This is a genomic window from Arthrobacter sp. 01N444, assembly GCF_056399305.1.
Genome location: NZ_JBFTRB010000010.1, coordinates 80651 through 104984, shown reverse-complemented (window position 1 = coordinate 104984; position 24334 = coordinate 80651). Strand labels below are relative to the sequence as shown.

The following is a 24334-nucleotide window of genomic DNA, read 5'->3' as shown; positions in this document are numbered from 1 at the left end:
ATGCGGCCGCGGTGGTTGTCCCGAACCGCGCATTGACGCATTCTTGGAGCATGGCACTGGGCAAACGGGCCCCCTCCGGCCCCGGCACGGGCGAGATTCGATGGGGCGTGCGGAAGCGCTCGACGGCGGTCGCCGTCGGCGTCGTAGCCGTGGCGCTGCTGCTCGGCGGCGTCGTCCTTCTGGTCCTGCTGCAGGCGTCCCTGGCGCGGTCGAGTGACGCCGCAGCCCAGCAGAAGGCCCTGGACGTGGTTGCCGAGATGGAGGACATGGACATCGAGGATGCCCGCGCCTACATCATTGACACCGCGCATGCGGGCCAGTTCGTCCAGGTGCTGGATGCCGAAGGGTACGTCCTGGCCAGCTCGGACCCCGAGGTCGCCAACGCCCCGCTGTCAGCCCAGCGGCCCAGCCCGGGCCAGACCATGGCCCAGGACGTCTCGAGCCTTCCGAGCATCGGGGACACCGACGACTACCACATCGTCACCGTGGGAGCACGGACCGGCACGTTGAGCTATACCGTGGTGGTGGCCCAGGCCTCACAGATACAGGCGGACACCATTTCCACCGTTGCGTGGTTCATGCTGGGAGCCACGCCGCTGCTGCTCGGGACCGTGGCCGTGGCCGTATGGCTCCTGGTGGGGCGTTCCCTCCGCCAGGTTGAGCGGATCCGTGGCCAGGTGGCCCGGATCAAGGCCGAGCGGCTGGACGGGCGCGTCGACGTCCCGCCCACCAACGACGAAATCCACGCCCTGGCGCTGACCATGAACACCATGCTGGACCGGCTGCAGGCCTCGGACACCGAACAGCGCAGATTCGTCTCGGACGCCAGCCACGAGCTGCGCAGCCCGCTGGCCACGCTGAGGGCCGGGATCGAGATCGCGGCGGCGGACCCGACCGGGGCGATGTGGCTTCAGATGAAGGATGTCCTCTCCGAGGAGACGGCCCGCATGAGCTTCCTCGTGGAGGACCTGCTGACACTGGCCAAGGCCAACGACGGCGGCCTGCGCGTGGAGCAGAAGGACGTCGATCTTGACGACGTGCTGGACCAGGAGATCCGCCGGCTGCGGTCCACCAGCCGGCACCAGATCTCGGTGAAGCTCGTTCCGACCCGGATCCGCGGCGACGCCCGGCGGCTGGCGCAGGTCCTGCGGAATGTCCTGGACAACGCGGACCGCCACGCCCTGTCCCGGATCGCCGTGGACCTGCACACGGCCGGGGACCGGGTCATCCTCACTGTCGACAACGACGGCGACCCCATCCCGGAGGCGGACCGGGAACGGATCTTCGAACGGTTTGTCCGGCTCGATGGCAGCCGTTCCCGGGAAGGCGGCGGCAGCGGACTGGGCCTGGCCATCGCGGCTGGAATTGTGGCCGCCCACCATGGGAGCATCCGTCCGACGGACGGACCGGCGGGTCACTGCCGCTTTGAGATCACATTTCCCCTTCCGGAACCTGTGGAGCCGGCCGACGTCACTCCTCGGAACTCCCGGCGGCACGGGGTTCAGGGGTCGGGTCGGCGCTGAGCAGATAGCCCATGCCGCGCACCGTGGTCAGGCTGTGGATCCCGAACGGGACATCAATCTTGCGCCGAAGGTAGCCGATGTACACCTCCACCACATTGTTCGCGCCCTCGAAAGCCGGATCCCAGACGTTTTGCAGGATTTCCGCCTTTGAAACGATCTGGTCATGCCGGCGCATCAGATAATGCAGGAGCCCGTACTCCCTGGCCGTGAGGCTGATGAGGGTGTCGCCGCGGCGCACACTGTGGCTGACGGGGTCCAGGGACAGCGTGCCAAGTGTCATGATGACAGGCCTGGCGGGCGCTCCGCGCCGGATCAACGCCCTGATCCGGGCCACCAGCACCAGGAAGCTGAACGGCTTGGTGAGGTAGTCATCAGCGCCCAGGTCGAAGGCATCGGTCTGGTCGTATTCGCCGTCCTTGGCCGTGAGCATCAGCACCGGAGTCCACACCTTGCGTTGCCGCAATTCCTTCAAGACGTCGTAGCCGTTCATCCGCGGCAGCATGAGGTCCAGCAGGATGGCATCGTACGCGTTCTCCAGCGCCGCCGCGAGTCCCCGCACGCCGTCGTGGGCGACGTCGACGACGAACCCCTCGTTCTTCAGCCCGCGGCGGACTGTTTCCGCCAGGGCATGCTCATCCTCCACCATCAGGATCCGCAATCCAGCCCCCTCTCTTTGGGCCAGTATGGCCCTTCCGGGGCCGTGCTGGAAGGAACCTGGCGGGTCCAGTGGGAGGGATGCCCGTCGCTGTTCGGTCAGGCCTGTTGGGGAGGACCGAACAGCCACCCCGAAACGTCGCTGCGCAGGACCACGTGCGGTCCGCCGGTGGAACTGACGCTCCCGTTGGGGACGTAGTAGCCGCGCCCGGCTCCGGGGCCGCCGGCTGCGCGGTCGATGGCGTCGGTCAGGCGCCGGGTCAGGTGCCCGCTGGGGCCCAGGGACCGCAGTTCATTGAGTTCGTCCTGCGTGAGCCGTCCCAGCACTGCAGCAATATCGGCCATGGTGAATCCTCCCGACGGATGGTGCGGATGGTGCCCAAGGTGGATGGTGCCTAAAGAATCAGGCTAGGGCACCCAAATTAACGGCGCGTGACGCCCCGGTGACCAGTGGCGAACAAAGCAGGAAGGCCGGCGTCGGGGGCGTCCGCCTCCGGGTGTCATGAGCGTCACTGCCGCGACTGCCCCGGTCCCCAGCATTTACACGGCGTCATGCTGTACGGTTCAATCCCGGAGATCCGGAGATACAGAGATAAGTAGATCCGGAGAGACTCCGAATCACACGCCCAGCAACTGAAATGAGTATCACCAGGTGGCAACCGATTATGACGAAGTACGCTCCGACGTCGCGGAATCCCGCAACGCTTCCCTGGAGGCGCTCCGTTCGGCGAATGCGCCTGACGCGCGAAGCGTTGTCCGCGAACTCGACGAGGCGGATACCTCCGAAGGCGTGGAACTGCCGGGGGCAGACCTGTCCGGCGAGGAACTGACCGTCACGGTCATCCCGCAAAAGGAGGACGAATTCACCTGCTATTCCTGTTTCCTGGTGCGGCACCGGTCCCAGCTGGCCAAGGAGAAGGCCGGCCACGCCTACTGCGCAGACTGCCTCAGCTAGAGCCCCCGGCAGGACCGGCTCAGCCGGTCCTGGGACGTTCAGCGCGGCAGGTGTGGTTCCGGCACCGGACACTACCCGCCGGGCCACCCGTCGAATACACTTCTGTCACATGCTTCACAATAGTGTCGGGAGGCGGCCGGACATGACCAGCCGGGGCACGTTCGGCTACGCTCCTGTTTGACGATGCGGCGATTGCCGGCACACGGCCGGAGGCTGATCATGCGTAAATCCACCAGCAGCTTGGCTGACCCTGCTGCTGTGCCGCCGTCGGCCGCCGCCAACGACGCCAGTGGACCCGAACGATCCGACGGGCCGGCCATGCCGTTTGAAGGGCCGGCGGGCACCCGTACCCCCCGCACCGGCAAACCCGCCCGCGCAGGGAGCCTGCAGCGCGAATGGTCCAGGGCATTCATCCTGGTGATCCTTGCCCTGCTCGCAGGGGCCGCGGTAACTCTGGTCGGCGTCCGTTTTGTCACGGACCAGATCCAGCACGCCGCCGCACAGCACCGCGTCGAGTCGGAGGCCATCTCCGAGCTCCGGACCGGCATCGAGACCCACGAACAAGCCGGACTCCAGCTGTTGTCCGCAGGACCCGCAAATCCGGCCGCCTTTTTGCTGCAACAAAAGGACCTCTCCGCCCACTTCGATGCCACCGCCCGGATCCTGCCGGAGGCGTACGGCATGCGGGCCACAGTCCGCGGGGCCCGGGCCGCCTGGCAGGAGGGACTGTCCGCGCACAATCTCTGGGGAAGCCAGGTGGCCACTCTCCACGGCAACCGAGTGGCGGAGGCGCCGGCGTTCGCCGAATCCAGCGCCAAGGCCCGCGCCCTGCTCGCCGACGTCCGTCGCGCTTCGCTCGACGCGCTTGACGACGGCGTCGCCCGTGGGGCCGGGCTTCAGCAGATGGTATCGACCGTCCGCACGGCCCTCTTTGCCCTGGCCGCGGGCGGGGTGTTCTTTTTCCGCCGGCGGATGACCAAGTACCTGATGCGCCCTGTGGAGGGTCTGTACCGCGGGGTCGTGAAGCTGCAGTCCGGTGATTACAGCCACCGGATCAGCGTTGTCCGCAATGACGAACTTGGTCAGCTGGCCGAGGCCTTCAATTCCATGGCCGCAACCGTGCACGACAACCACCTGGAGCTGACCTTCCGCGCCACCCACGACCCGCTCACGGGACTGGCCAACCGGGCAGTCCTCACCGAACGCCTCACCGCCGCGTTCGACCCCGGGGCAAAGAACCCGGAAACAGCTGGCGCCGAGGTCTGCGACGGGCGTGAAGGCCTGCTCGTCATCGACGTCGACGACTTCAAAGATGTCAACGACTCGCTGGGCCATGAGGGCGGCGACGCGTTGCTCATCCAGCTGGCCCAACGGCTGCGGGGCTGCGTGCGCGGACATGACCTCGTCGCCCGGCTGGGCGGCGACGAATTCGCGATCGTCGTGACGGATGAGGGCGGCACGGCGACAGACGACGTCGCACGGCGCATCCAGGACACACTGCGGGACCCTTTCTGCATCGATGACGTCCGGCTGAAGGTAACCGTCAGCATGGGCGCCGCCCAGCGCAACGCCGGCACTGCAGATCCGGCCGAGTTGATGCGGCAGGCGGACTTCGCCATGTACATGGCCAAGCACGGCGGCAAAGGCCGCTACCAGCTCTTCGATGCCCGGGGATATGACGAAATGACCTACCGGGCCGCTCTCCGGGCGGACCTCGCCACAGCCGTGCAGGCCGGGCAGTTGCGCCTCGACTACCAGCCCGTCGTGAATCTCGGCACCGGCGAGATCGCCGGGGTGGAGGCCCTGGTCCGCTGGGAGCACCCGACCCTGGGCCGGCTGGGACCGGCCGACTTCATCCCCTTGGCCGAGGAAACCGGCGAGATAGGGCCCATCGGCTGCTGGGTCCTGGACACCGCAAGCCGTCACGTCGCCGGCTGGCGCCGGTCCCCCGGCACTGCCGAAGACTTCTGGGTCTCGGTCAATCTTTCCACTCTTCAGCTATCGAGTGACCGGAACCTGGCCGCCCTGGAGCGCATCCTGGCCCACCCCGCCTCGCAGGCCGACAAGGTGATCCTCGAGGTCACCGAATCGGCCCTGGCCACGAGCGCCGACGGCGGGGTCGCTGCCCTGAACCGGCTGAAGAGCTTCGGCGTCCGCATCGCAATCGACGACTTCGGGACCGGCTTCTCCTCGCTCAGCACGCTCGCTGCGCTGCCCGCGGACATTCTCAAGATCGACCGTGCCTTCCTGTCCGGGCTGCCTGGGGACGCCCCGGCCGCGGCGATGCTCGAGGGCATTCTGGAAGTGGCCCGGAAACTGGACCTGGCCGTCATCGCCGAGGGCATCGAGCACACCGGGCAGCTGGATCTCCTGCGCTCGCTCGGCTGCGACATGGGCCAGGGCTTCTTTCTGGCCAATCCCAGCCCGTCCCCCGTTCTCGAGGCGCTGCTGGCCTCCGGGGCCCGCCTGCAGCCACCGGCCGGCATGGACGCGACGGCGGCCGGCGCCTGAGCCAGCCGAAGGACCGGACCCGGAGGTCGGCGTTGTGCTCAAACGGCGGGGAAGACCAACGAGGGCTCGTCCGCGGTGGCCAGTGTCAGGACGGCCTCTTCCACCGTTTCGTGGTCCTCAAGTTCGCGTTCAACGCGGCGTAGGGCCGCGGCGACGTCGTGTTCCCGGAGGTCCCCCTGTAGGTCCACGGCCGCCACGACGTAAAGCTTGCGCGGGCCGACGTATTCGAGATGCAGGTACGTGATGCGTTCGATCGCTGGGTGCTCGAGGAGGCGGCGGGCCATGGTGCCCTCGATATCGCCGGTCACGGCTTGCCCCACCAGGAAGCGCCGGTTCCGGTCGATCAGCACGACGGCAACCACGGCCAGGAGGATGCCCACCAGAATGGACCCCACGGCGTCCGGCACGGAGGACCCCGTGACCTGGTGCAGGAATATCCCGGCGAAGGCGATGAGCAGGCCAACAAGCGCTGCCCCATCCTCGGCGAAGACGGCGCGCAGCGTGGGGTCGGAGCCCTTGAGGACCTGCTCCAGGGTGTTCCGGTCCAGCTCTCGCGCCGCCTTCCGGTTTTGCCGGAACGCCTGGATGAAGGACACGCCTTCAAGGACGAACGCGATGGTCAGCACCAGGTAGGCGATCCCATAGTCACCTGGCGGTTCCGGGGTGATCAGCTGCTGGATGCCGTGCATCACCGACACCACCGCGCCGGCCGTAAACAAGCCAAAGGCGGCGATCATTGACCATACGTAGGCCTCGCGCCCGTAACCCATGGGGTGGGCTTTGTCGCGTTTCCGCGCGGCTTTCCGTTCGGCGATGAGCAGGAAGACCTGGTTGCCGGTATCGGCCCAGGAGTGGGCCGCCTCGGCAGTCATGGACGCCGAGCCAGAGACAAGAGCGGCCACTGTCTTGGCTGCCGCGACAAGGACGTTCGCTGCAAAGGCAATCAGCACCGTGAGCGATGCGGACCAGGACTTCTTACGCTTCACGCCATTTTCCTCCCTCGGCTGCAGGATGCATGCCAGGGACTACGCTATCTCCCCGGGCTGTCCCGGACCGGCGTTCGACGCAGACTGGTTCCATTCGTGCCGGTCAGGCGCACAATATAGCTAGTACGTTCATCCGCTCGTTTCCTCAAGCCGCTCGGGGTGGTGCGCAATGAATGCTCGTCGGAAGCTGTCATCGCTATGGTTGCTCCTGATCTTGCTGGGCGCCGGCGGGTGCGCCGGCGGCAGCGGATCGCCGGCGTCGACGTCGGCGCCCCCACCCGGCCCCGCCTACGGGGCTGGCCCGACGGCGGGCACCGCCGCCGCCACCACCATCACCATCAAGGACTTCGCCTACGGCGACCCGCTCACCGTGGCCCCCGGCGCGGCGGTCACCGTAACCAACATGGATGCCGCGGCGCACACGGTCACGGCTGACGAAGGCTCAGCGTTCGATGCCCAGGTCAAGGGCGGCGGCACTGCCACCTTCACCGCGCCGACGAAGCCCGGATCCTACGCGTATCACTGCACCTACCATCCGGGCATGCACGGGACGCTGGTGGTCAAATGAGCGCCCAGAGCCCCGGACGGGCCGTGCGGGTCCATACGGCCGGCATGACACTGCGAATCCTCACGGCCGTTGCCCTGTTCATTGACGCCGCCGTCCACATCCACCTGGCCCCGGGCTACCAGGCGGGCAACTCCGCGGGAATCGGCCAAGGGAACCTGTTCCTGCTGGAATCAGCTGCCGCTGTGCTGGCCGGGTTGTACGTGCTGCTGCGCGGCAGCAGGGCGGCCTTCGCCGTCGCATTCGTCGTCGCGCTGAGCGCCTTCATGGCCGTGGTGGCATACCGTTATGTGAATATTCCCGCGTTCGGGCCTTTCCCGGCCATGTACGAGCCCATCTGGTTCTTCGAAAAGTCTGTCAGCGCCGTGGCTGAAGGCGCCGGAGCCGTCCTGGCAGCCATCGGTTTCGTCCGGGCCGGACGGCGGACGAACGGGCAGGGCACCCAGTCCAAGCATTGACCAACCCCGGGCCGCGGACTTGCTAGCATGTGGGCGGGGTGGTTCAGGCTGAAGTCGTTTGCAGAAGGCACGAAACAAGAGGACACGGCGTCTACAGGCACGGGGTCGGCAAACGTGCCTGGAATCCGGCCTGCAGAACCGACGAGGGGCACCGCTTCCCCGGCGCCAGGGCAGACCGGGCCGGGATCGGCAGCCGCCCGCCGTGCCGTGGCGGATGCCGGCACCGCCGTCGGCGCCTATCTCGTGGTGTGGGCCTGGCTCGGCGCGGCGGTCCTCACGGATCCTGTTCCCTGGCTCCTGGCCCTGGCGGCGGGGGCCGCGGTGATCTCCCGGGCCGCCAGCTCCGTTCTGCGGCGGAAACCCCGTTTTTCCACCCCCGCGGACCGCGTCACCCTCGGCAGGGCCGGCATCGTGGCCTGCTGTGCCGCCGAAACGGTGGTGGGGTTGATCGCCGGAGCCGGAACCGGACCAAGCCTTCTGGTGGTGGTCCTGGGCGCGGCCGCATTCCTGCTCGATGCCGTCGACGGACGGGTGGCCCGGTTCACGGGTTGTGCCACGGCCGAGGGTTCACGCCTGGATTCGGATACGGACGCCGCGCTGGTCCTGGTGCTGTCCTGCGCGGCGGCGGGAAAGTTGGGCCTGTGGCCCCTGGGCATCGGCCTGATGTACTACGCGTTCCTCGCAGCGGCCCGGTTCCGGCCGTTCCTGAAGAACCCGCTGCCGTTCAGCACCGTCCGCAGGGTCATCGGAGCCGTCCAGCCGGCCGCCCTGCTGTTCGCCCTGTTGCCGGGGGTGCCTCCGCCGCTGGGAGCCATGGTGCTCGGGCCGGCGCTTGGGCTGCTGGCCTTTTCATTCGGGCGGGACGTGGTCAAGCTGGAACGGCTCCGGGCAAGCCGCGCTTCGGCCGCCGGCTCCCCCGCCATACGGGCCGGAACACCGGCAGGAACCTAACGCGGTGCGGGTCTCGGCGCCAGGTCCATCGTCGCCGGGCCCTGGATGACGGCGCCGTCGGCGGAAAACCGCGAGCCGTGGCAGGGGCAGTCCCACGTCGAATCGTCCGCGTTGAACGCGACCGTGCAACCCAGATGCGTGCAGATGGCCGAGACGGCGAGGATCCCCCCGGCAGCGCCAGCGTAGACGGCGGTCATTTCGCCGTCGATCTCCACGACGGTGCCTTCGCCGGGTCGCAGCCCGGCGACGGCCGGTTGATCCGGCAGCCGGCGTGGGGGCGGCTGGTCCGGTTGCTGCCGCACCCCGCCGGCCTGGCCGGCGGAAGGGCGGTTGGTATCGAATACCGCGGCCCAGGGGTTGTGACGGCCCGACAGGGTGTCGGCCAGGATCAGGGCGGCCGCGGTGCCGTTGGTCAGGCCCCATTTGCGCAGGCCGGTGATCACATGAAGGTGCGCCGCCGTCGGAGTCAAAGTCCCGGCGTAGGGCAACCCGTCGACGGGCATGTTGTCCTGCGTGGACCAGCGGAAGCTGGTCTCCCCGGTGCCGAGGCGTTCCCGGGAGAAAGCCGCGAGGCGGCGGTACCGCTCGGCGGCATCGCTGGCCTCGGCGGCACGGTGCCCCTCGCCGCCGGTGAGAACGAATCGGGAACCCTCAATGTCGATCGCCAGGATGGAGCGCATCGGCTCGTCGACGCTGATGAAGGTCCCCTCCAGGGGCACGGCGGGCGCCAGGCTGGCAACGACGTAGGAACGGTGCAGGTAGCAGCGCTCGGCAAACAGGCCGGCGTCGCCAACGGGGACGTTGGTGGCAATGATCACCTCGCGCGCCCGGACGGTGCCGCTCCCGGTCCCGACGGCGGCGGGCACCCCGTCTTGGACCGAGGTGACGCGCGAGTCCTCCAGTACGTGGCTTCCGCTCCCGTCCACGGCGCGGGCGAGGCCTTGGAGGTACTTGACCGCGTGGAGTTGCGCCTGGCCGTCGAACCGGACTGCGCCCCGGGCACCGAACGGCAGCGGCACCTCGGAGGTAAAGACGGCTGGCAGGCCGAGCCGCCCGGCCAGGGCCGCCTCGCCGCGGACCCGGGCGAGGGCGTCGTCGGATTCTGCGTAGGTGTAATTGGATACCCTGCGGAAGTCGCAGTCGATGCCCTCCTCCGCGACGACACGCGCAATGTGCTCGATGGCGGCCTGGTTGGCCTGCCCGTACGTGCCAGCCACGTCCGGTCCGTGCCGGTCCGCGAGTTCGGTGTAGGCCAGCCGGTGCAGGGAGGTGACCTTGCCGGTGGTGTGCCCAGTGACGCCGGTGCCAATGCGGGCTGCCTCCAGGACCGCGACGGTGCTGCCGGCGCGCTTGAGGGCCAGCGCCGCCGTCAGGCCGGCGATCCCTCCCCCGACGACGGCGACGTCGACCTCAAGATCCGTGTCCAGGGAGGGATAGCGGGTGGTACCGGTTGTGGCGATCCAGAGCGAAACCTGCCGTCCTTCGAGCCGTTCACCCACGGCGGCGCCTTCTGCTGAACATCCGCGATCAGAGGCCCTCAGTAGCTTCCAGCCGCCCCGAGCGAACCGCCTCGGCGAAGGCCTGGTAGTCCTTTTCGTTCTGGTCCGCGTACCGCTCGGAAAAATCGCTGATGGAGCGTTCGAACTTGTCGCTCTTACCCAAGTAAGTGGCGATTGCGATCGGGTCCCCTGACCGGGCGTGGGCACGGGCGAGGGTCCAGCCGCAGGCGTTGGCGTAGAAACCCATGCCGAGCGGTTTCATGCCTTCCACAATGGCTGAGCCCTTCATGTCACGCAGTTGGCGCCAGTAGAGGTACCGGTTGTCCTGCACGCCCTTGGTCCACCCCAGGAAGATGTCGCTCGCGGCCTGCATCATCCGCTGGCCCTGCACCACGCGCTCGCCCGGCTGCTTGAACTTGCTCTTCGGCAGGTGGTCCTCGAGCACTGACCTTGTGGCCTCCTTGACCTGCAGAAACAGCGGATCCTGCTCATCGCGGCCCTGGAGCAAGGCGATGAACGCCCGTGTGCCGACGCTGCCGACGCCCACCACCTTGCGGGCGACATCGATGACCTCGAAGCGCTCCAGCAAGATTCGTCGGTCGTCTGGCAGCGTGGCCCGGTAGGAACGGAGCTGCTCACGAACCGCTTTCTGAATCCCATCCGCAGACATGCCGAATGATTCCCCCAGCTCCCGTGAGGGAATGACGATCGGCGGCTGGCTGACGATCCGGTACTCCCCGTCCACCCGCTCGGCGAGCTTGGAGAGTGCCTGCAGGCTGTCGCGGGTGTGGGCCTTGGCGACGTTCTGTTTCGCCGTCTTTTCCATGCCGTGGGCTGCCTTCTTGAGGGCCTTGCCCTTTTGGGTTGCCACGGCCAGCTCAATGGTTTCCATCAGCTGTTCCTCGGACAGACGGGCGTACCAGATGTCCAGGGTGCCCATCTGTGCGAACTCTGCCATCGCCTCGCGGTAAGCCCGAACGGCGGTGAGTGTCGCGTCGCGCGTTTCTTCCTTGGTGAACGCGTTGTTGCGGGCCGCGATAGTGAAGCTCGCGGCCATGCGTTTGACGTCGTACTCAAATGGGCCGGGAAGTGTTTCGTCGAAATCGTTGAGATCGAACAACAGGGTTCGCTCTGGTGAGGCGAAGACTCCAAAGTTGGAAAGATGGGCGTCGCCGCACAGTTGGGATACCAGGCCGGCCCGGGGGGTGTCTTTCAGATCGGTTGCCATGATCTTGGCGGCGCCCCGGTAAAACGTGAACGGTGAGACCAGCATCCGGCCGTGCCGCACCGGCACGAGGTCTTGTTCGCGGGTGAGGTTCTGTTCCTCGAGCAGCGCGACCGGATCCGGGCGGTCGGGCGCGGGAACCCAGCCTGTGTGGCTGGAGACGGGCGTTTTTTCCCGGCGGCCCTTGCCCTTCGCAGCACGCTCCTCGACACTCGGATGCTTGACTTTTTTGGTCTCGGCCATGATCGGCGACCTCCCTGTTAGGTCCGGAACCGCCACCGGCACTGCTTGCCTGGGTCAGTCCCCGCCGAGCGCGCCACTGCGTCTCGGCTCAAGCTACTGCGATTCTGGCCCCGAACCGGCCCATCGTCAACGCATCGCTGATGGATCCCGCAGCGCAGGCTCAAAACGCCATCTGTTCCGCAGCCGGGCGACTGACCCATCGATTCATGCGGTTCGGGTGATGCCACCCCTGGTCGTGGCGGGTTACGTTCATGACGAGTCGGGCCGATCCGCTCACGTCGCGTCACTCGGCGCACAACACTGAAACCAGATGGAGACATAACCATGGCCGAAGAAGAAGCACCTGTTCTCGCCGTCCTCGCCGACATCACCGCCGTTTCGCTCGAACGCTCCACCCTTGAGCCTCGCGAACTGATGCTGGCCCGGATTGCGGCGCTCGCGGCAGTCGACGCCCCGGGCGCCTCCTACCTGTTCAACGCCGGTACCGCCGTAGACGTCGGCATCACCTTGGAGGATGTCCGGGGCATCCTGATCGCCGTTGCACCCATCGTCGGCACTCCCCGGATCGTGGCGGCGACCACCAATCTCGTCCAGGCGCTGGGCTTTGCCCTCGAAATGGCGGAGGAAGAACTCGAAGCAGGGACCCCGGACTAGTACCCTTACTTACGAACCGCACGTCACGGCGTCGGCAGTTCCTCGTTGCATCTGCCACGATGCCCTGACTAAAGGCGGCCCATGAACAAGAACCGGCTGGAGGCGTTCAGCGACGGCGTGCTGGCGATCGTCATCACCATCATGGTGCTGGAGCTTCACGTCCCCGCCGAACCGACCTGGCCGGCCCTGCTTCACGAGCTTCCAACGCTGCTCAGCTACCTGCTGAGCTTCATCTATGTCGGGATCTACTGGAACAACCACCACCACATGCTGCATCTGGCCGGGCGGATCAACGGTGGGGTGCTCTGGGCAAACCTGCATCTGCTGTTCTGGCTCTCCCTCATCCCCTTCACCACCCGGTGGATAAATGACACGGGCCTGGCGGAGGTACCCGTCCTCGTCTATGGGCTGGACCTGCTGTTCGCCGCCATTGCCTACTACATCCTGAAAACAACCCTGATCCGCCAGCAGGGACGCGGCGGCGCGCTGGACCGGGCCATGGGGCAGGACTGGAAGGGCAAGGGATCGCCGGCGCTCTACATCGCCGGGATGGGGCTCAGCCTGGTGAACCCGCTCTTGGGGATCGCCGCCTATTCGGTGGTCGCCGCGATCTGGCTCATCCCGGACCGGCGTGTGGAGCGGTTCATCGCACACACGTGAGTCCAGAGGCGCAGGTGTGTCCCGGAGCGGCTACTGCCGGACGCGTTGGGCCAGCGAGGCGCTCAGGAACCGCAGATGCGCCGGGGCCGGCGGTACCACGTGGGCCGCATAGCCCGGGTGCTTGCCCAAGTACTTCTTGATGTAGGGACACACCGGAACGATCGTGAGGCCCGCGGCGATAGTCTCATCGAGTGCCTGCTCGGCCAGCACCCCGGCCAGCCCGCGGCCGCCATTTTCCTCGTTGATCTCCGTGTGGTAGAAAATCCGCTGGCCCGCCCCGACGTCGTCCACGTAAGCGGCCTGGCCGATCACGGTGCCGGCGTCGAGCACTTCGAAACGGCTGCGCTGCGGGTTGTTACTGATGGTGATCGTGGTCAATATGGTCTCCTTGAGCGGGCCGGATTGGCCCGGCAGTCGGGCTTACGGGTGCAGGGCTGGCTGGGCTTGCCAGTATGGGCCTGCCGGAATGAACAGGTCAGCCGCGGGGCCGGATGCGGGCATTCGGCAGGGCCGGGGCAGGGAGAGCGGCGGGGCCGCCGGGCGGGAACGGGCCGAACCGCAGGTCGGATGCTCGCCCGCCGGCGTCCGCGCCGGAGTCCGCAGTGCCGGCGCCCGCGCTGGAGTCCGCAGGGCCGGCGTCCGCGCCGATCTCGGACTGCCACTGGTCCCTGTACGCGACGATCTCCTCATGGCTGCGGCCGACGAAGTTCCACCACATCACGATTTTTTCGCCCAGCGGCTCTCCGCCAATGAGGAGAACGCGGGCTCCCTCGCTGCCCGCGACCAGGGTCAGGGACCCGTGGCCGACGGGCAGGTACGCGAGGTTGTCCGTCGGGACCGGCTGCCCGTCCAAGGCAAGGTTGCCCGAGTCCACGAGCAGGCCGTGTTCGAAGGACACATCTGTTGCAAGCGTCAGCTCCGTCCCCGCTTCGAGCAGGAGCTCGGCACCGAGCAGGGGCGTGTGGGTGGTGACGGGCGAGACGGACCCGGCGAGTGCGCCCAGGAAGACGCGCATGGTCCAGCCGTTTCCGCTGACCGGCTCCGGACGGTAGTGCTCAAAAGTGGGTGCCATGTGGCGTGCCGTGTCCGGCAGCGCCACCCACAGCTGCGCGCCGTGCAGGACGGTGGTGTCCGGGGTGGAAAATTCCGAATGGCTGATGCCGCGGCCGGCGGTCATGAGGTTCACTTCACCGGGCCGCACCGCTGCGTGGAAGCCGGCCGAATCCCGGTGTTCGATTTCGCCTGTGAACAGCCAGCTGACGGTTTGAAGCCCGGTGTGCGGGTGGCGCGGGACTTTCATGCCGCCGGAATCGCCGACCTGGTCCGGGCCGTAGTGGTCCAGGAAGCACCACGCCCCGATGAGGCTGCGCTGGCGCTGCGGAAGGGTGCGCCGCACATCCATCGCGCGGGGGCCGCCCAGCGGGACCTTCCGCGGAACCAGGAGTTCGACGCCGGCGCAGGTCCCGTCCGTTTCGCAGAGGATTTCCTGGGGCGCGACTTCGGTATTGCTCATGATGACAGCCTAGCTTCGTGCGGTCCGCGGGTCAGCCTTCGGCACACGGCATGGACTTCCAGGACCGGGCCTCACATCCAGGCCGAACGGCGCAATGGGGGTTCCGCGCCGCCCGGGCGCTGGACCAGGATCTGGTTCACGCCCGTGATGCCAGCCTCGAAGCCGAGTGCGCTCGCGGCCATGTAGAGCCGCCACACCCGGGCCCTTCCCAGCCCGGCCAAGCGCACGGCCTCGTCCCAGTGCTCCTCCAGGTTCCGCACCCAGGCCCTGAGCGTCAGGGCATAGTGGGGCCGCAACGCCTCGACGTCCATGATCTCCAGGCCGGCCGATTCGAGTGCAGCGACCATCTCCGAGAGGCTGAGCATCTCGCCGTCCGGAAAGACATAACGGGGAATGAAGGAGTCAGGGTCCGGCGGGGTCGCGCCGGCGTTCCAGGAAATCGCGTGGTTGAGCAGCCGTCCTCCCGGGCGGAGCAGGCCCTGCAGGTGGGAAGAATAGTGCTGGATCTGCTCGCGCCCTACATGCTCTGACATGCCGATGGAGCTGATCGCGTCGAACGGCCCGTCGTCCACGTCGCGGTAGTCCTGCACCCGGATGTCCACCCGGTCCGTGAGTCCGGCGTCGGCCGCCCGCTTGCGGGCCCGGGCCGCCTGTTCGACCGAGAGCGTCACCCCGACGACGTCGGCCCCATAGTGTTGCGCGGCATGCAGCGCCAGGCTGCCCCAACCGCATCCCACATCCAGCACCCGCATGCCCGGCTGGAGCCCCAACTTGCGGCAGACCAGATCGAGCTTGGCGTTCTGGGCGGCGTCTAGCCCGGTCTCCTCCGATTCCCAGACCGCGCACGAGTACACCATGGAAGGGCCCAGGACGAGGGCGTAAAAGTCGTTCCCGACGTCGTAATGGTGGGAAATGGCCGCGGCATCGCGCCCCTTGGAATGCCGCCGGCCGTGCCGGCTCACGCGCGCTTCCTCCGGCGGCGGCGCCGGGTTCGTTCCGAGCGCGCCGAGCCGGACAGCTGTTTTGACCAGCGCGAACACCTCGCCGGGCGTCGGCGGCCGGAACGGTCCGGGCTCGGCGAACTTTCCCGCCGCACTGATGGCCGCGAAGGCAGCGAAGATGTCGCCGGGTGCCTCGATATCGCCGGCCACGTAGGCGCGGCTCAGTCCAAGCTGTCCCGGGGACCACAGCATCCGTCGAAGTGCCCGCCGGGACCGGAAAACGACGACTGGAGCGTCTTCCGGTCCCGCTTCCGAGCCGTCCCAGGCCTTAAGCCGCAGGGGGATGCCGTCGGTGCCAAGGATGATCGCCAGCGCGTCAGCCAGCCGTGAAGCCGCATTCGTGGATGCCGTCATGTCCAGTGCCTCAATTCCAGTGCCTCGTCTCCAGTGCTGCGGGCTGAGCCCGCCAGTTCCAAATCTAAGGGCATGACACGCCCGGCAACCAGAGCTTTGGTTCCGATTCCTTTCCCCGCCCCCTCCCGTCTTCCCTGCACACCACGCCTGCCCAAAGCATCAGCGGCGGACGCCTCTGGCGCGTGGGTGTGCTGTTGCCTATGGTGTGTCCTATGTCTGAGTCTTTCTCGTCCCTCGTGGACACGTTCAAGAATGTCGGTGTGTCCCGGGCCTACGGGCCCGCCGTGAACATCGCAGGAGAAGAGATCGTCCCGGTAGCGGTGGTGTCCTTCGGCTTCGGCGGAGGCAGCAGCCCGGAAGACTCCCAGCCCGGCAGCGGCGGAAGTGGAGGCGGGGGCGGCGGCTTCGTCTTGCCCCTGGGCGTCTACGCCAAGGGCTCCTCGGGCCGCATGACGTTCCGGCCCAACACCGTCGTCCTTCTGGTGGCGCTGGCCCCTCTGGTGTGCGCCGTTGGCGTTTCGATCCGCGGCATTCTTCGCACTGTCCGTTCCCACCGCTAGCACCGCGGCCGCAGGGCCAAGGATTCCCCAAGCCCGTCCGGGCATCGTTGGGTCTGGCGGCCTGGGTCTCGGGCAGCCCTGTGGTCGGGCGTCGGACGGACTTGATCGACGATGAACTTATTCAGAACAGCATGTGCAGCAAGCCTGGGCGCGGCGCTCCTTATGACGGGTTGCGGCGCTCCCCCGGCCATACCGGGCCCCACAACCACGGTGACGGCGACAGCCCCGCCGTCGGTGGTGGTCTTCGATCCGCAGACCAGCGGCAAGGTTCTGGCCGAGCGGATCAAGGCCCGCGCCAAACCCACGGACCCTGGCGTCACGATTTCCGAAGTGGAGTGCAAGAACTTCCCGGATATCAAGGTCAACACGCATACGGATTGCCAGATGGTGGTTAACGGGGTCAAACGCGGGTACCGGGCCACGTTCACCGAGCGGGACGGCCACTACGTAATAAAGGCCCAGGAACTTACCTGGTAGGGGTCCCGGCGTAGGACATGGCGGGTTCCCGGTCGTCGTCGGCGTCGACCCAGGCCGCGAAGTCCTTCAGCGACATGAAGCAGTAGTAGTCGCAATACCGCAGGTTCTTCTTCTCCGACTTGCTCATGCCGGTAATTCGATGCAGGAGCGGCCACGGATGGGCCGGCGGTTGTTGCCCGTCCGTGCGGGCAGCCTCAGCCGCTGTTGCGCGCCCGGCTCGGCTGCACCCGCGGCGGTTCCCCCGGCATCTTCGGGAAGTCCGGCGGGAACGGCAGCTCCCCCAGCCCGGCTTCGAGGTCTCTGTTCCACCATTCCAGCAAAAGATCGACGGAGCCGGCGCCGCCTGCGTGCATGCCCTCCCACGGATCGCCGGAAACTTTGAGCCGCTCCGGAACGGTGGCGATCGTGAAGTCAGCCGGGTCGACGGACCCGAGCTCTTCCCAGCGGATCGGGCACGACACCGTCGCGTTGGCGAGTGCGCGCGGGCTGTAGGCCCCCGCGATCGTGCGGTCGCGGTTCGCCTGGTTGAAGTCGACGAAGATGCGGGCGCCGCGTTCCTCTTTCCACCACGCGGTGGTGACTTGCGCGGGCATCCGACGCTCGAGTTCGCGGGCTGCCGCGATGACGGCGTGGCGCACGTCCAGGAACTCCCGGGTCGGCTCGATCGGGGCAAAGACGTGAAGCCCCCGGTTGCCCGAGGTCTTGATGAAGGCCTCCAGCCCGGCCTCCGCGAGTACGCGCCGCAACTCGCGTGCAACCGGAACGGCCTCGGCGAACCCGGTACCGGGCTGCGGGTCGAGGTCGATCCGCAACTCGTCCGGATAATCCGGTTTGCCGGCCCGGGAGGCCCAGGGGTGGAAGACCACCGTATTCATCTGCACCGCCCACACCGCTGCGGCGATTTCGTCAATGACCAGCTGGGGATGCGTGCGTCCGCTTGGATAGACGACGTCGACCGCGCGGATGAAGTCCGGGGCACCCTTGGGCGGGTTCTTGGAGAAGAATTGCTCGCCGTCCACCGTGTCCTTGAACCGCTGGAGCGTTACCGGCCGGTCCCCGTTCGCGGCCAGGAAGGCGTCCCCGACGTCCACCAGGTACCGGGCCAGGTCCAGCTTGGTCAGTCCCGGGCCGGGCCAGAGAACCCTCGCCGGGCTGGACACCCTCAACTCCCGGTCGCCGTGCGGACCGCTGACGGTGAGGTGGACTTCTTCCTTGGCCATGGGGACAACCTACCCCGGCGGCGTGGACAGTTGAAGAGCGGAACAGTTGTCCACCCGGCATGATGGACACATGACAACGCCTGAGTTCCCGATCACCCTTGAAGCCGGCGAAGCCGCAGTGTCGGGCGTCTTTGCCGGGCCCGAGGACTCCTTCGCAACCCTGGTTGTTGCCCACGGCGCCGGGGCGGGAATGGACCATCCGTTCCTTGTGGGCTTCACCCGCGCCCTGAACGAACTCGGCGTCGCCACCCTGCGCTTCAACTTCCCCTACCGCGAGGCAGGACGAAAATTCCCGGACCGGCCGCCGGCTGCCATCGCCACCTGGCGGGCGGCCATGGCCGCCGCCGCGTCCCGTTCCGCGGGCCGGCCGTTGTGGGCCGCCGGGAAATCGTTCGGCGGACGCATGGCCTCAATGGCCGTCGCGGAAGGCATGCCTGCCGCCGGGTTGGTCTATCTGGGCTACCCGCTGCACCCGCCGGGGAAACCGGAAAAGCTCCGCGACGAGCACCTCTACGGGCTGACGCTGCCGATGCTGTTCCTGCAGGGCACGCGGGACACGTTCGCCACCCCGGAACTGCTGGAGGCCGTGGCGGCCAAAATCGGGCCGTCCGCGACGGTGGAGTGGCGCGAGGGCGGGGACCACTCCTTTGCCGTTGCCGGCGCGAAGTGCAGTGCCGACGAGGCGGGGGCGTCACTGGCGGCGACGGTCGCCGACTTCCTGAAGACACACGGCGATATTCCCGCGGCCGCGCTCCCCTGACCGGTCTGGCGTCACGGCCCGGCCTAGCCGACGTCGCCGAACCGGGCCGCCCCGTGCTGCACGCGCGCCTCGATGGCGTCGGCGGCAGCCACGGCCCCTCCCGCGCTGCGGACAACATCGCGCATCGCGGCCAGGTTGCGCCGGACCTGCTCGTCCGTATGGACCGCGGTGACCGCGGCCCGGAGCGCGTCGGACCCGACGTCCTCCGGAGCAAGGCGCCTGCCCAGACCCAGTTCTTCCAGCCGGCGGGCGGTGGCCGCCTGTTCCGGCTGCTGGGGCACGGCCACCATTGGGACGGCGTAATACAGCGCTTCCATGGTCGAATTCATGCCGGCGTGGGTGATGAAGACTGCGGTTTGGCGCAGTACCTGCAATTGCGGGAAGAACGGCCGGACCCGGACGTTCGGCGCAATCGTTCCGAGATCGGCCAGGCTGGTCTGGTCCCCAACGGCCATCGCGACGTTCCACTCGCTTCCGCCGAAGGCATCAAGGCACATCCGGAAGAAGTCCGGCCGGCGGTTCAGCGGGGTGGTGCCCAGGGAAATGAACAACAGCGGTCCCGTTCCCTCACGCTCCCATTCGCCGTCGGTATCCCGGCCGCCGACGCTGGGACCCACAAACCGGAACCGGTCATCGAAGGTCGCCCCCATGGGCTGGAATTCGCGGGGTAGGAACACGATGTTGAACGGCGCAGGCGGACCATCGAACATCCGCGGTGTCCGCACGCCCTGCCCGGCCGCGAACTCCGCAAGCAATCGGCCCATGGCCAGCGCAACCTTGGCCATCTCATCGGCGCCGTCCGGTGGCGGGGCAGGCATCAGCGATCTCAGCGAGAAGTGCTCGTTGGTGGCATAGGTGGGCATGAGGGCAATGGCCGGGGCGCCGATCTTTTCCGCCGCCATGCTGCCGCTAAGCGTCATCGCGTCAAAGCAGATAGCGTCCGGCGGGTCCTGGCGGAGTTGATCGACCAACGCCGGAAAGCTGGTTCTGAGGTCCTCGAACACGCGGTGCATGATCGGCAGCATCAGGTGCGCCTGTGCCCGCTGCCCGGGCCCCAGGGCGGGCAGCGATGCCATCCAGTTCCCGCCGGACGCGTGAAAGTCCGCGCCGGCCTTGCGGATCAGCGGTCCGAAGTCGGCGGACGTGAAATATGTGACCCTGTGCCCCCGGGCAACGAGCTCCGCCACCAGCGGCAGGGTCGGGTTCACGTGTCCGTAGGCGGGAATGGAGACGAACGCAAGGTGCATGGCCATCACTCTTCATCGCGTGGCTGATTTTTGTTTGACGGGCCCGTTTGACGGGCCCGTTTGACCGGCCCGTTTGACCGGCCTGTTTGCCCGGCGTCCCGCGGGCCGGGAGGCCCGCCGGTGTCGTGCTCCTTCATCATGCCCCTGTTGCCCGGGCGGCGCGAGTGGTCAGTTGGCAGCGCCGGGCTGCTGGTCCGGCGTCAGTTCCGCGGCTTGGTCCGGGCTGTCGCGGGTGCGGTCCATGGGTCTTCTGGCCACGGGTGCCGCGGATAGCGGCCGCGCATTTCGGCCCGGACCTGGGCGTAGGGCCCGGACCAGAAGGATGCGAGATCGTCTGTCACGGCCAGGGGCCGGCGGGCCGGCGAGAGCAGGTGGAACAGCACCGGCACGTGCCCGTCGGCCAGCCGCGGCGTCTCGGCCCAGCCAAAGCACTCCTGCAGCTTGACGGCCACTACGGGCCGGCCGGTGGCGTCTGCCGCGTCCGGGTAGTCGATCCGGATCCGGGATCCGCTGGGGACCGCCAGCGACTCGGGTGCCAGTTCGCCCAGCCGGGCCGCCTCGGGCCACGGCAGCAGCCGGCTCAGCGGGCCGGCGAGGTCGATCCCGCCCGTCGACGCCCCGCCGGCCAACGCCGCGAGCTCCGGGGCCAGCCAGTCCTGCAGCCGGGCCAGCAACGCCGGTTCGGAAACGTCGGGCCATGCCCCGCCCAGCTCCCGGTGCAGCAGGGCAAGACGGCGGCGCAAGCCGTCCGCCGCGTTCGACCATCCGATGGTGGCCAGCCCCTCGCTGGCCAGGGCGCGGGCCACGGCTGCGCGGCCCTCCTCCGCAGGAGGCCGCACCGGGGTGGACGAGAGCACGATCGCGCCCAGGCGGCGCTCCCGCCGGGCCGAGACCCGGCCCTGGCTAAACCGCGCCTGCAGCGTGTCGCTCAGGAGGTTGCCGGCGGCGGCCTCTGCGGTGTCCGCGGTCAGCGGCGCCGCAGAGCGGATGACGGCACCGGTCCCCGCGGCGTCGCGCCCTTGTGCGCGGGACACTTCGGCCACTCCCAGCCATTCGTGCCCGGACAGGGCGCTGCCGGCCGGCAACCCGGCCCGCGTTCCGGAGGTCAGCAGGTATTGCGCCGGCCCCTGGCCCGGAACGCGGCGCGCCACCCGGTCCGGGAAAGCCAGGGCGACGACGAACCCGACCGCCTCCGCGGCACCAACGGCCCCAGCAGATGCAAGCGGCGCGGCGCCGGATGGCTTCTGATGCCCGCCACCGGTGGATTCCTGCCGGGCGATTGACTCCATCCGCCGGACGTCCTCCGACCAGCGCCGGGATCCGGGATCCCGGCCCGTCCGCAGCGCGGCAAGCAGCCTGGTGAGGTCTGCGCCCGGTGCGCGCTGGTCCCCCGAGACCAGGGCAACGGCCTCGGCCGCCGTGCGGTAGCCCACCGTCGCGGCGCCGTCCAGCAGGGCGCGGGCCAGCCGGGGATCAGTCGGGACCCGGGCCAGGGTCTTGCCCACCTCGGTTGCGTGACCCTCCGCGGTGACGGCGCCGAGTTCCCGCAGCACTTCGACGGCCTCGTCCATCGCGGCCCGGGGCGGCGCGTCCGGCAGCGCCAGTCCCCGGCCGCCGGGGGATCCCCAGCAGGCCAGGACCAGGGCGGCGCCGGTCAGGTCAGCTGCCGCGATCTCCGGCGTCGGGTGCGCCGGCGCAGCGCCAAAGGCCCGCTGGTCATAGCAGCGGATCACCGTTCCCGGGCCCTGGCGTGCGGCACGGCCGGCACGCTGGTCCGCGGACGCCCGGGAGCAGGACACCGTCACGAGTCCGGACATTCCGCGGCCGGCGTCGCGCCGCGGCTCGCGGGAAAGCCCGGAATCGATGACCAGCCGGACGCCCGGAACAGTGAGGGAGGACTCGGCGAGTGCGGTGGAAACGATGATCCGGGCAGCCCCGCCGGGCTCACGCCCGGAGACGGCGCGGTCCTGCTCCGCCGGCGGGGCCTGGCCGTGGAGTTCCAGAACCTCGGCGCGGCTCCGGCCGCGGAGCCGCGCAGCCACGTAGGAAACCTCCCAGGCGCCGGGAACAAACACCAGGGCGTCCAGATCCCGTCCGCCAGCCAACGCGGCCGCGTGCCCGGCCGCTGCCGTGTCGGCCACATGGTCCAGGAAGGCCCGGGCCACGCCCCGCTCATCCAGCCGCGGCGCCGGCGCGGGGGCCCATTCCACGTCCAGCGGAAACAGCACGGACGGACAGTCGATGACCGGTGCCGGCCCGCCGCCGTCGTCATTTCCGTCCGCCGCCGCACCGATCAGCGCGTCTCCAATCAAGGCGGCGAAGCGGGGGGCATCGAGGGTGGCCGACATGGCGACGAGGGCGAGGTCGCCGCGCAACTGGCGGACTTCGGCGAGCATGCCAACGAGGAGGTCGGTCTCCAGCCCGCGTTCGTGGACCTCATCGAGGATCACGGCGTCCGTGCCCTCGAGCCCCGGGTCAGCGAGGAGGCGGCGCAAGAGGATGCCGGGGGTAACGAACTCGATCACGGTACCCGGGCCGGTCTGGCGTTCCCCGCGGACCGTGTAGCCCACGCGGTCGCCGAGCCGGGTGCCGTCCAGGGCGGCCAGGCGCCGGGCGGCCGCACGGGCAGCGACGCGGCGCGGCTGGGTGACGACGATCCGCGGGCGCCCGCCCCTCCCGCCGGCGGAGATGTTGGCGAGCAGCGGCGGCACCAGTGTCGTCTTGCCTGTCCCAGGAGGCGCCTGCACCACCGCGGACGCCCCCGCACCACCGGCTTGCAATGCCGCCGCGAGGGCTCCCAGCGATTCCGCAAAGGCCAGGCCAGCCCCGATGGCGCCGAGGTCGAAGAGGCCCTTCGCGCAGGCTGGGTCCAGGGGTGCGGTCGCGGAAGTCACGCCTCCATTGTCCCTGCAATGGAGTCCTGGCCATCCATCCGGCGCCGCGCCGCTGTGCCGGCGCTACGGGCGCGCGGCCAGCAGCGTCTTGCCGCTCGCGACGGCGCGGATTTCAATGCTGCGGATATCGGCTCTCGGGACAACCGTGGTGGCCGTCGGCGTCGCCACTGTCCCCGGCGTTGCCGTCCAGGTGGCCACCTGGGTCGTGGCGCCGCGGGAGTCGACAACCACCAATCCGTACTCTTCCGGCGCGCGGAGACCACCCGGCAGAGCGTAGTCGGCCGGGGACGGCGTGTACGTGCACTGCCAGTCGATCTGCGTTCCCCACGGCTGCGTGGTCAGGGATCCGGTGGCCACCATGGCGCTGTCGGCGACCGGCGTGAAGTCCAGGGCCGTCGCGGATGCGGCCTGGATCTGGGCAGCCGGGGGCGGGGAGGCCGTGACCTCAACGTAAACCGCGCCTGCGGCGGCAGCGGCGCCCAGCATGATCCCGGCGACAGCCAGGCGGGTGCGCCGGCGGCCGCGCTGGACCTTATGCGCCAGCCCGGGCTGCAACGTCGGCGTCCGCCGTTCGCCGTCCGTCCGCCCGAGGGACTGGGCTTCCTCGGGTGAGAGTGCTGCCAGCAGCGACGGCAGTCCGGCAAGGTCGGCGACGGCGGCCCTGCAGCCCGCGCAGCCGGACAAGTGCTCCTCGAACTCGCGCCGCTCCGAGGAGATGAGGGAACCCAGCACGTACGCGGCATCCCAGCGGCGGTACTCATCGGTTCCGTTCTGGTTCATGGCGTCACGCCTCCCTCCTGCAGGGCCAGCCGCATCGCCCTCAGCGCGTAGTGCAGGCGCGACTTCACTGTTCCCTCGGCCAGTTGAAGATTTTGCGCGATCTCGGCGGTCGTCTCCCGCAAATAGTACGAATGAATGACGACGGCCCGGTGCTCGGCGGACAGCCCGGCGAGCGCATCCGAGACAAGCCACCCGTCCAGGATCCTGTCGACCCGGTCCGCCTCCGGAATCTCAGGCAGCTGATCGGTTCCCGTTTCGTGCCGGCGCCGGGCGCTGCGCCGGTCATCAATGACGAGGTTGCGGGCAACCGTGTAAAGCCAGGCCCGCACCGCCGTCTCCGGGCGCCGCAGAATCGCCGGGTGTTTCCACGCGCGGATCAGCGTCTCCTGCACGACGTCATCCGCCAGGGCGCTGTCACGGGTCATCCCCATGACGAACCGCCATAGCGCCGGGCCGTAAGCCTCCTGCAGCGATCGCAGTAACTCGGCCTCCTGATCGGACATTTCCGCCTCCTTGGAGGTAGGACGACGCCGGGCGGCAAACAGTTCACTTACGCCCGGCGCGGTCGATGGCCGCAGCCCGCGTTGAACCTGCAGGCTGCCGGAACCGTTGTAGGGACAGGTCCGGCCGCCCCTGGCCGGCCA

The 24334-nt window shown here is 68.6% G+C and carries 25 protein-coding genes; 11 read left to right on the top strand and 14 right to left on the bottom strand.

What is annotated here, in order from left to right; genetic code table 11:
• Window positions 1-50: 50 nt before the first annotated feature.
• On the top strand, window positions 51-1523 hold the full coding sequence (locus AC1DKN_RS13160) for a sensor histidine kinase (protein WP_476871516.1): 1473 nt from the start codon (window positions 51-53) through the stop codon (window positions 1521-1523).
• On the opposite strand, the gene AC1DKN_RS13155 is transcribed toward AC1DKN_RS13160, so the two are convergent.
• Window positions 1471-2181, bottom strand: a complete 711-nt coding sequence (locus AC1DKN_RS13155; protein ID WP_230008877.1) for a response regulator transcription factor — start codon at window positions 2179-2181, stop codon at window positions 1471-1473. The two genes, AC1DKN_RS13160 and AC1DKN_RS13155, sit on opposite strands and share 53 nt — an antisense overlap.
• 95 nt (window positions 2182-2276) lie before the next feature.
• Window positions 2277-2522: a hypothetical protein gene (locus tag AC1DKN_RS13150; protein ID WP_230008878.1), complete on the bottom strand. Its 246-nt coding sequence runs from the start codon at window positions 2520-2522 to the stop codon at window positions 2277-2279.
• Window positions 2523-2829: 307 nt separating this feature from the next.
• Here AC1DKN_RS13150 and AC1DKN_RS13145 point away from each other — a divergent pair, with 307 nt between their 5' ends.
• A complete protein-coding gene (locus tag AC1DKN_RS13145) occupies window positions 2830-3132 on the top strand; it encodes a DUF4193 domain-containing protein (protein ID WP_028276793.1) in 303 nt (100 codons plus the stop codon).
• A gap of 219 nt (window positions 3133-3351) precedes the next feature.
• Window positions 3352-5643 carry a putative bifunctional diguanylate cyclase/phosphodiesterase gene (locus AC1DKN_RS13140; protein ID WP_476871515.1) on the top strand — a complete coding sequence of 764 codons (2292 nt, stop codon included), beginning with the start codon at window positions 3352-3354 and terminating at the stop codon, window positions 5641-5643.
• Window positions 5644-5681: 38 nt separating this feature from the next.
• Here the strand turns inward: AC1DKN_RS13140 and AC1DKN_RS13135 are convergent, their stop codons facing one another.
• Entirely contained in the window at window positions 5682-6629 is a 948-nt protein-coding gene (locus AC1DKN_RS13135) for a cation diffusion facilitator family transporter (protein ID WP_476871514.1), read from the bottom strand.
• A 202-nt stretch (window positions 6630-6831) separates the two neighbouring features.
• Here AC1DKN_RS13135 and AC1DKN_RS13130 point away from each other — a divergent pair, with 202 nt between their 5' ends.
• From AC1DKN_RS13130 to AC1DKN_RS13120, 3 genes are all read left to right on the top strand, one after another.
• A complete protein-coding gene (locus AC1DKN_RS13130) occupies window positions 6832-7197 on the top strand; it encodes a cupredoxin domain-containing protein (RefSeq protein ID WP_476849573.1) in 366 nt (121 codons plus the stop codon).
• A gap of 44 nt (window positions 7198-7241) precedes the next feature.
• Entirely contained in the window at window positions 7242-7652 is a 411-nt protein-coding gene (locus tag AC1DKN_RS13125) for a hypothetical protein (RefSeq protein ID WP_476849572.1), read from the top strand.
• 114 nt (window positions 7653-7766) lie between these two features.
• Entirely contained in the window at window positions 7767-8603 is an 837-nt protein-coding gene (locus AC1DKN_RS13120; protein ID WP_476871513.1) for a CDP-alcohol phosphatidyltransferase family protein, read from the top strand.
• Here AC1DKN_RS13120 and AC1DKN_RS13115 read toward each other — a convergent pair.
• Together AC1DKN_RS13115 and AC1DKN_RS13110 are read right to left on the bottom strand one after the other, a co-directional pair.
• Window positions 8600-10102, bottom strand: a complete 1503-nt coding sequence (locus AC1DKN_RS13115; protein WP_476871512.1) for an FAD-dependent oxidoreductase — start codon at window positions 10100-10102, stop codon at window positions 8600-8602. The two genes, AC1DKN_RS13120 and AC1DKN_RS13115, sit on opposite strands and share 4 nt — an antisense overlap.
• A 28-nt stretch (window positions 10103-10130) precedes the next feature.
• The gene (locus AC1DKN_RS13110) at window positions 10131-11570 is read right to left on the bottom strand and encodes a DUF2252 domain-containing protein (RefSeq protein ID WP_476871511.1); all 1440 of its coding nucleotides are present in this window, start codon (window positions 11568-11570) and stop codon (window positions 10131-10133) included.
• Window positions 11571-11894: 324 nt separating this feature from the next.
• Here AC1DKN_RS13110 and AC1DKN_RS13105 point away from each other — a divergent pair, with 324 nt between their 5' ends.
• Both AC1DKN_RS13105 and AC1DKN_RS13100 read left to right on the top strand, forming a co-directional pair.
• The gene (locus AC1DKN_RS13105) at window positions 11895-12224 is read left to right on the top strand and encodes a carboxymuconolactone decarboxylase (RefSeq protein WP_476849568.1); all 330 of its coding nucleotides are present in this window, start codon (window positions 11895-11897) and stop codon (window positions 12222-12224) included.
• 81 nt (window positions 12225-12305) lie between these two features.
• Entirely contained in the window at window positions 12306-12884 is a 579-nt protein-coding gene (locus tag AC1DKN_RS13100) for a TMEM175 family protein (RefSeq protein ID WP_028276784.1), read from the top strand.
• A gap of 30 nt (window positions 12885-12914) precedes the next feature.
• On the opposite strand, the gene AC1DKN_RS13095 is transcribed toward AC1DKN_RS13100, so the two are convergent.
• The 3 genes from AC1DKN_RS13095 to AC1DKN_RS13085 form a co-directional block, all read right to left on the bottom strand.
• On the bottom strand, window positions 12915-13262 hold the full coding sequence (locus AC1DKN_RS13095) for a GNAT family N-acetyltransferase (protein ID WP_476871510.1): 348 nt from the start codon (window positions 13260-13262) through the stop codon (window positions 12915-12917).
• 97 nt (window positions 13263-13359) lie between these two features.
• Window positions 13360-14397 carry a pirin family protein gene (locus tag AC1DKN_RS13090; protein WP_476871509.1) on the bottom strand — a complete coding sequence of 346 codons (1038 nt, stop codon included), beginning with the start codon at window positions 14395-14397 and terminating at the stop codon, window positions 13360-13362.
• A gap of 71 nt (window positions 14398-14468) precedes the next feature.
• On the bottom strand, window positions 14469-15752 hold the full coding sequence (locus AC1DKN_RS13085; RefSeq protein ID WP_476871508.1) for a class I SAM-dependent methyltransferase: 1284 nt from the start codon (window positions 15750-15752) through the stop codon (window positions 14469-14471).
• Window positions 15753-15964: 212 nt separating this feature from the next.
• Here AC1DKN_RS13085 and AC1DKN_RS13080 point away from each other — a divergent pair, with 212 nt between their 5' ends.
• Window positions 15965-16312 (top strand): hypothetical protein, encoded by a 348-nt coding sequence (locus AC1DKN_RS13080; RefSeq protein ID WP_476871507.1) that lies wholly within the window; start codon window positions 15965-15967, stop codon window positions 16310-16312.
• 210 nt (window positions 16313-16522) lie between these two features.
• A complete protein-coding gene (locus tag AC1DKN_RS13075; protein ID WP_476849564.1) occupies window positions 16523-16789 on the top strand; it encodes a hypothetical protein in 267 nt (88 codons plus the stop codon).
• On the opposite strand, the gene AC1DKN_RS13070 is transcribed toward AC1DKN_RS13075, so the two are convergent.
• Entirely contained in the window at window positions 16779-16916 is a 138-nt protein-coding gene (locus AC1DKN_RS13070; protein ID WP_164468558.1) for a hypothetical protein, read from the bottom strand. The genes AC1DKN_RS13075 and AC1DKN_RS13070 overlap by 11 nt on opposite strands.
• Before the next feature lie 67 nt (window positions 16917-16983).
• Complete coding sequence (ligD, locus tag AC1DKN_RS13065) at window positions 16984-18009, bottom strand: non-homologous end-joining DNA ligase (RefSeq protein ID WP_476871506.1); 1026 nt, start codon at window positions 18007-18009, stop codon at window positions 16984-16986.
• A 70-nt stretch (window positions 18010-18079) separates the two neighbouring features.
• On the opposite strand from ligD, the gene AC1DKN_RS13060 reads away from it, so the two are divergent.
• On the top strand, window positions 18080-18769 hold the full coding sequence (locus AC1DKN_RS13060) for an alpha/beta hydrolase family protein (RefSeq protein WP_476871505.1): 690 nt from the start codon (window positions 18080-18082) through the stop codon (window positions 18767-18769).
• 23 nt (window positions 18770-18792) lie between these two features.
• Here the strand turns inward: AC1DKN_RS13060 and AC1DKN_RS13055 are convergent, their stop codons facing one another.
• The 4 genes from AC1DKN_RS13055 to AC1DKN_RS13040 form a co-directional block, all read right to left on the bottom strand.
• Window positions 18793-20016, bottom strand: a complete 1224-nt coding sequence (locus AC1DKN_RS13055) for a macrolide family glycosyltransferase (RefSeq protein ID WP_476871504.1) — start codon at window positions 20014-20016, stop codon at window positions 18793-18795.
• Window positions 20017-20216: 200 nt separating this feature from the next.
• Window positions 20217-22910, bottom strand: a complete 2694-nt coding sequence (hrpB, locus tag AC1DKN_RS13050) for an ATP-dependent helicase HrpB (protein WP_476871503.1) — start codon at window positions 22908-22910, stop codon at window positions 20217-20219.
• A 63-nt stretch (window positions 22911-22973) separates the two neighbouring features.
• Window positions 22974-23690: an anti-sigma factor family protein gene (locus tag AC1DKN_RS13045; RefSeq protein WP_230011360.1), complete on the bottom strand. Its 717-nt coding sequence runs from the start codon at window positions 23688-23690 to the stop codon at window positions 22974-22976.
• Entirely contained in the window at window positions 23687-24193 is a 507-nt protein-coding gene (locus AC1DKN_RS13040) for a sigma-70 family RNA polymerase sigma factor (protein WP_230011359.1), read from the bottom strand. Before AC1DKN_RS13040 ends, AC1DKN_RS13045 begins: the two co-directional genes overlap by 4 nt.
• Window positions 24194-24334: the final 141 nt, after the last annotated feature.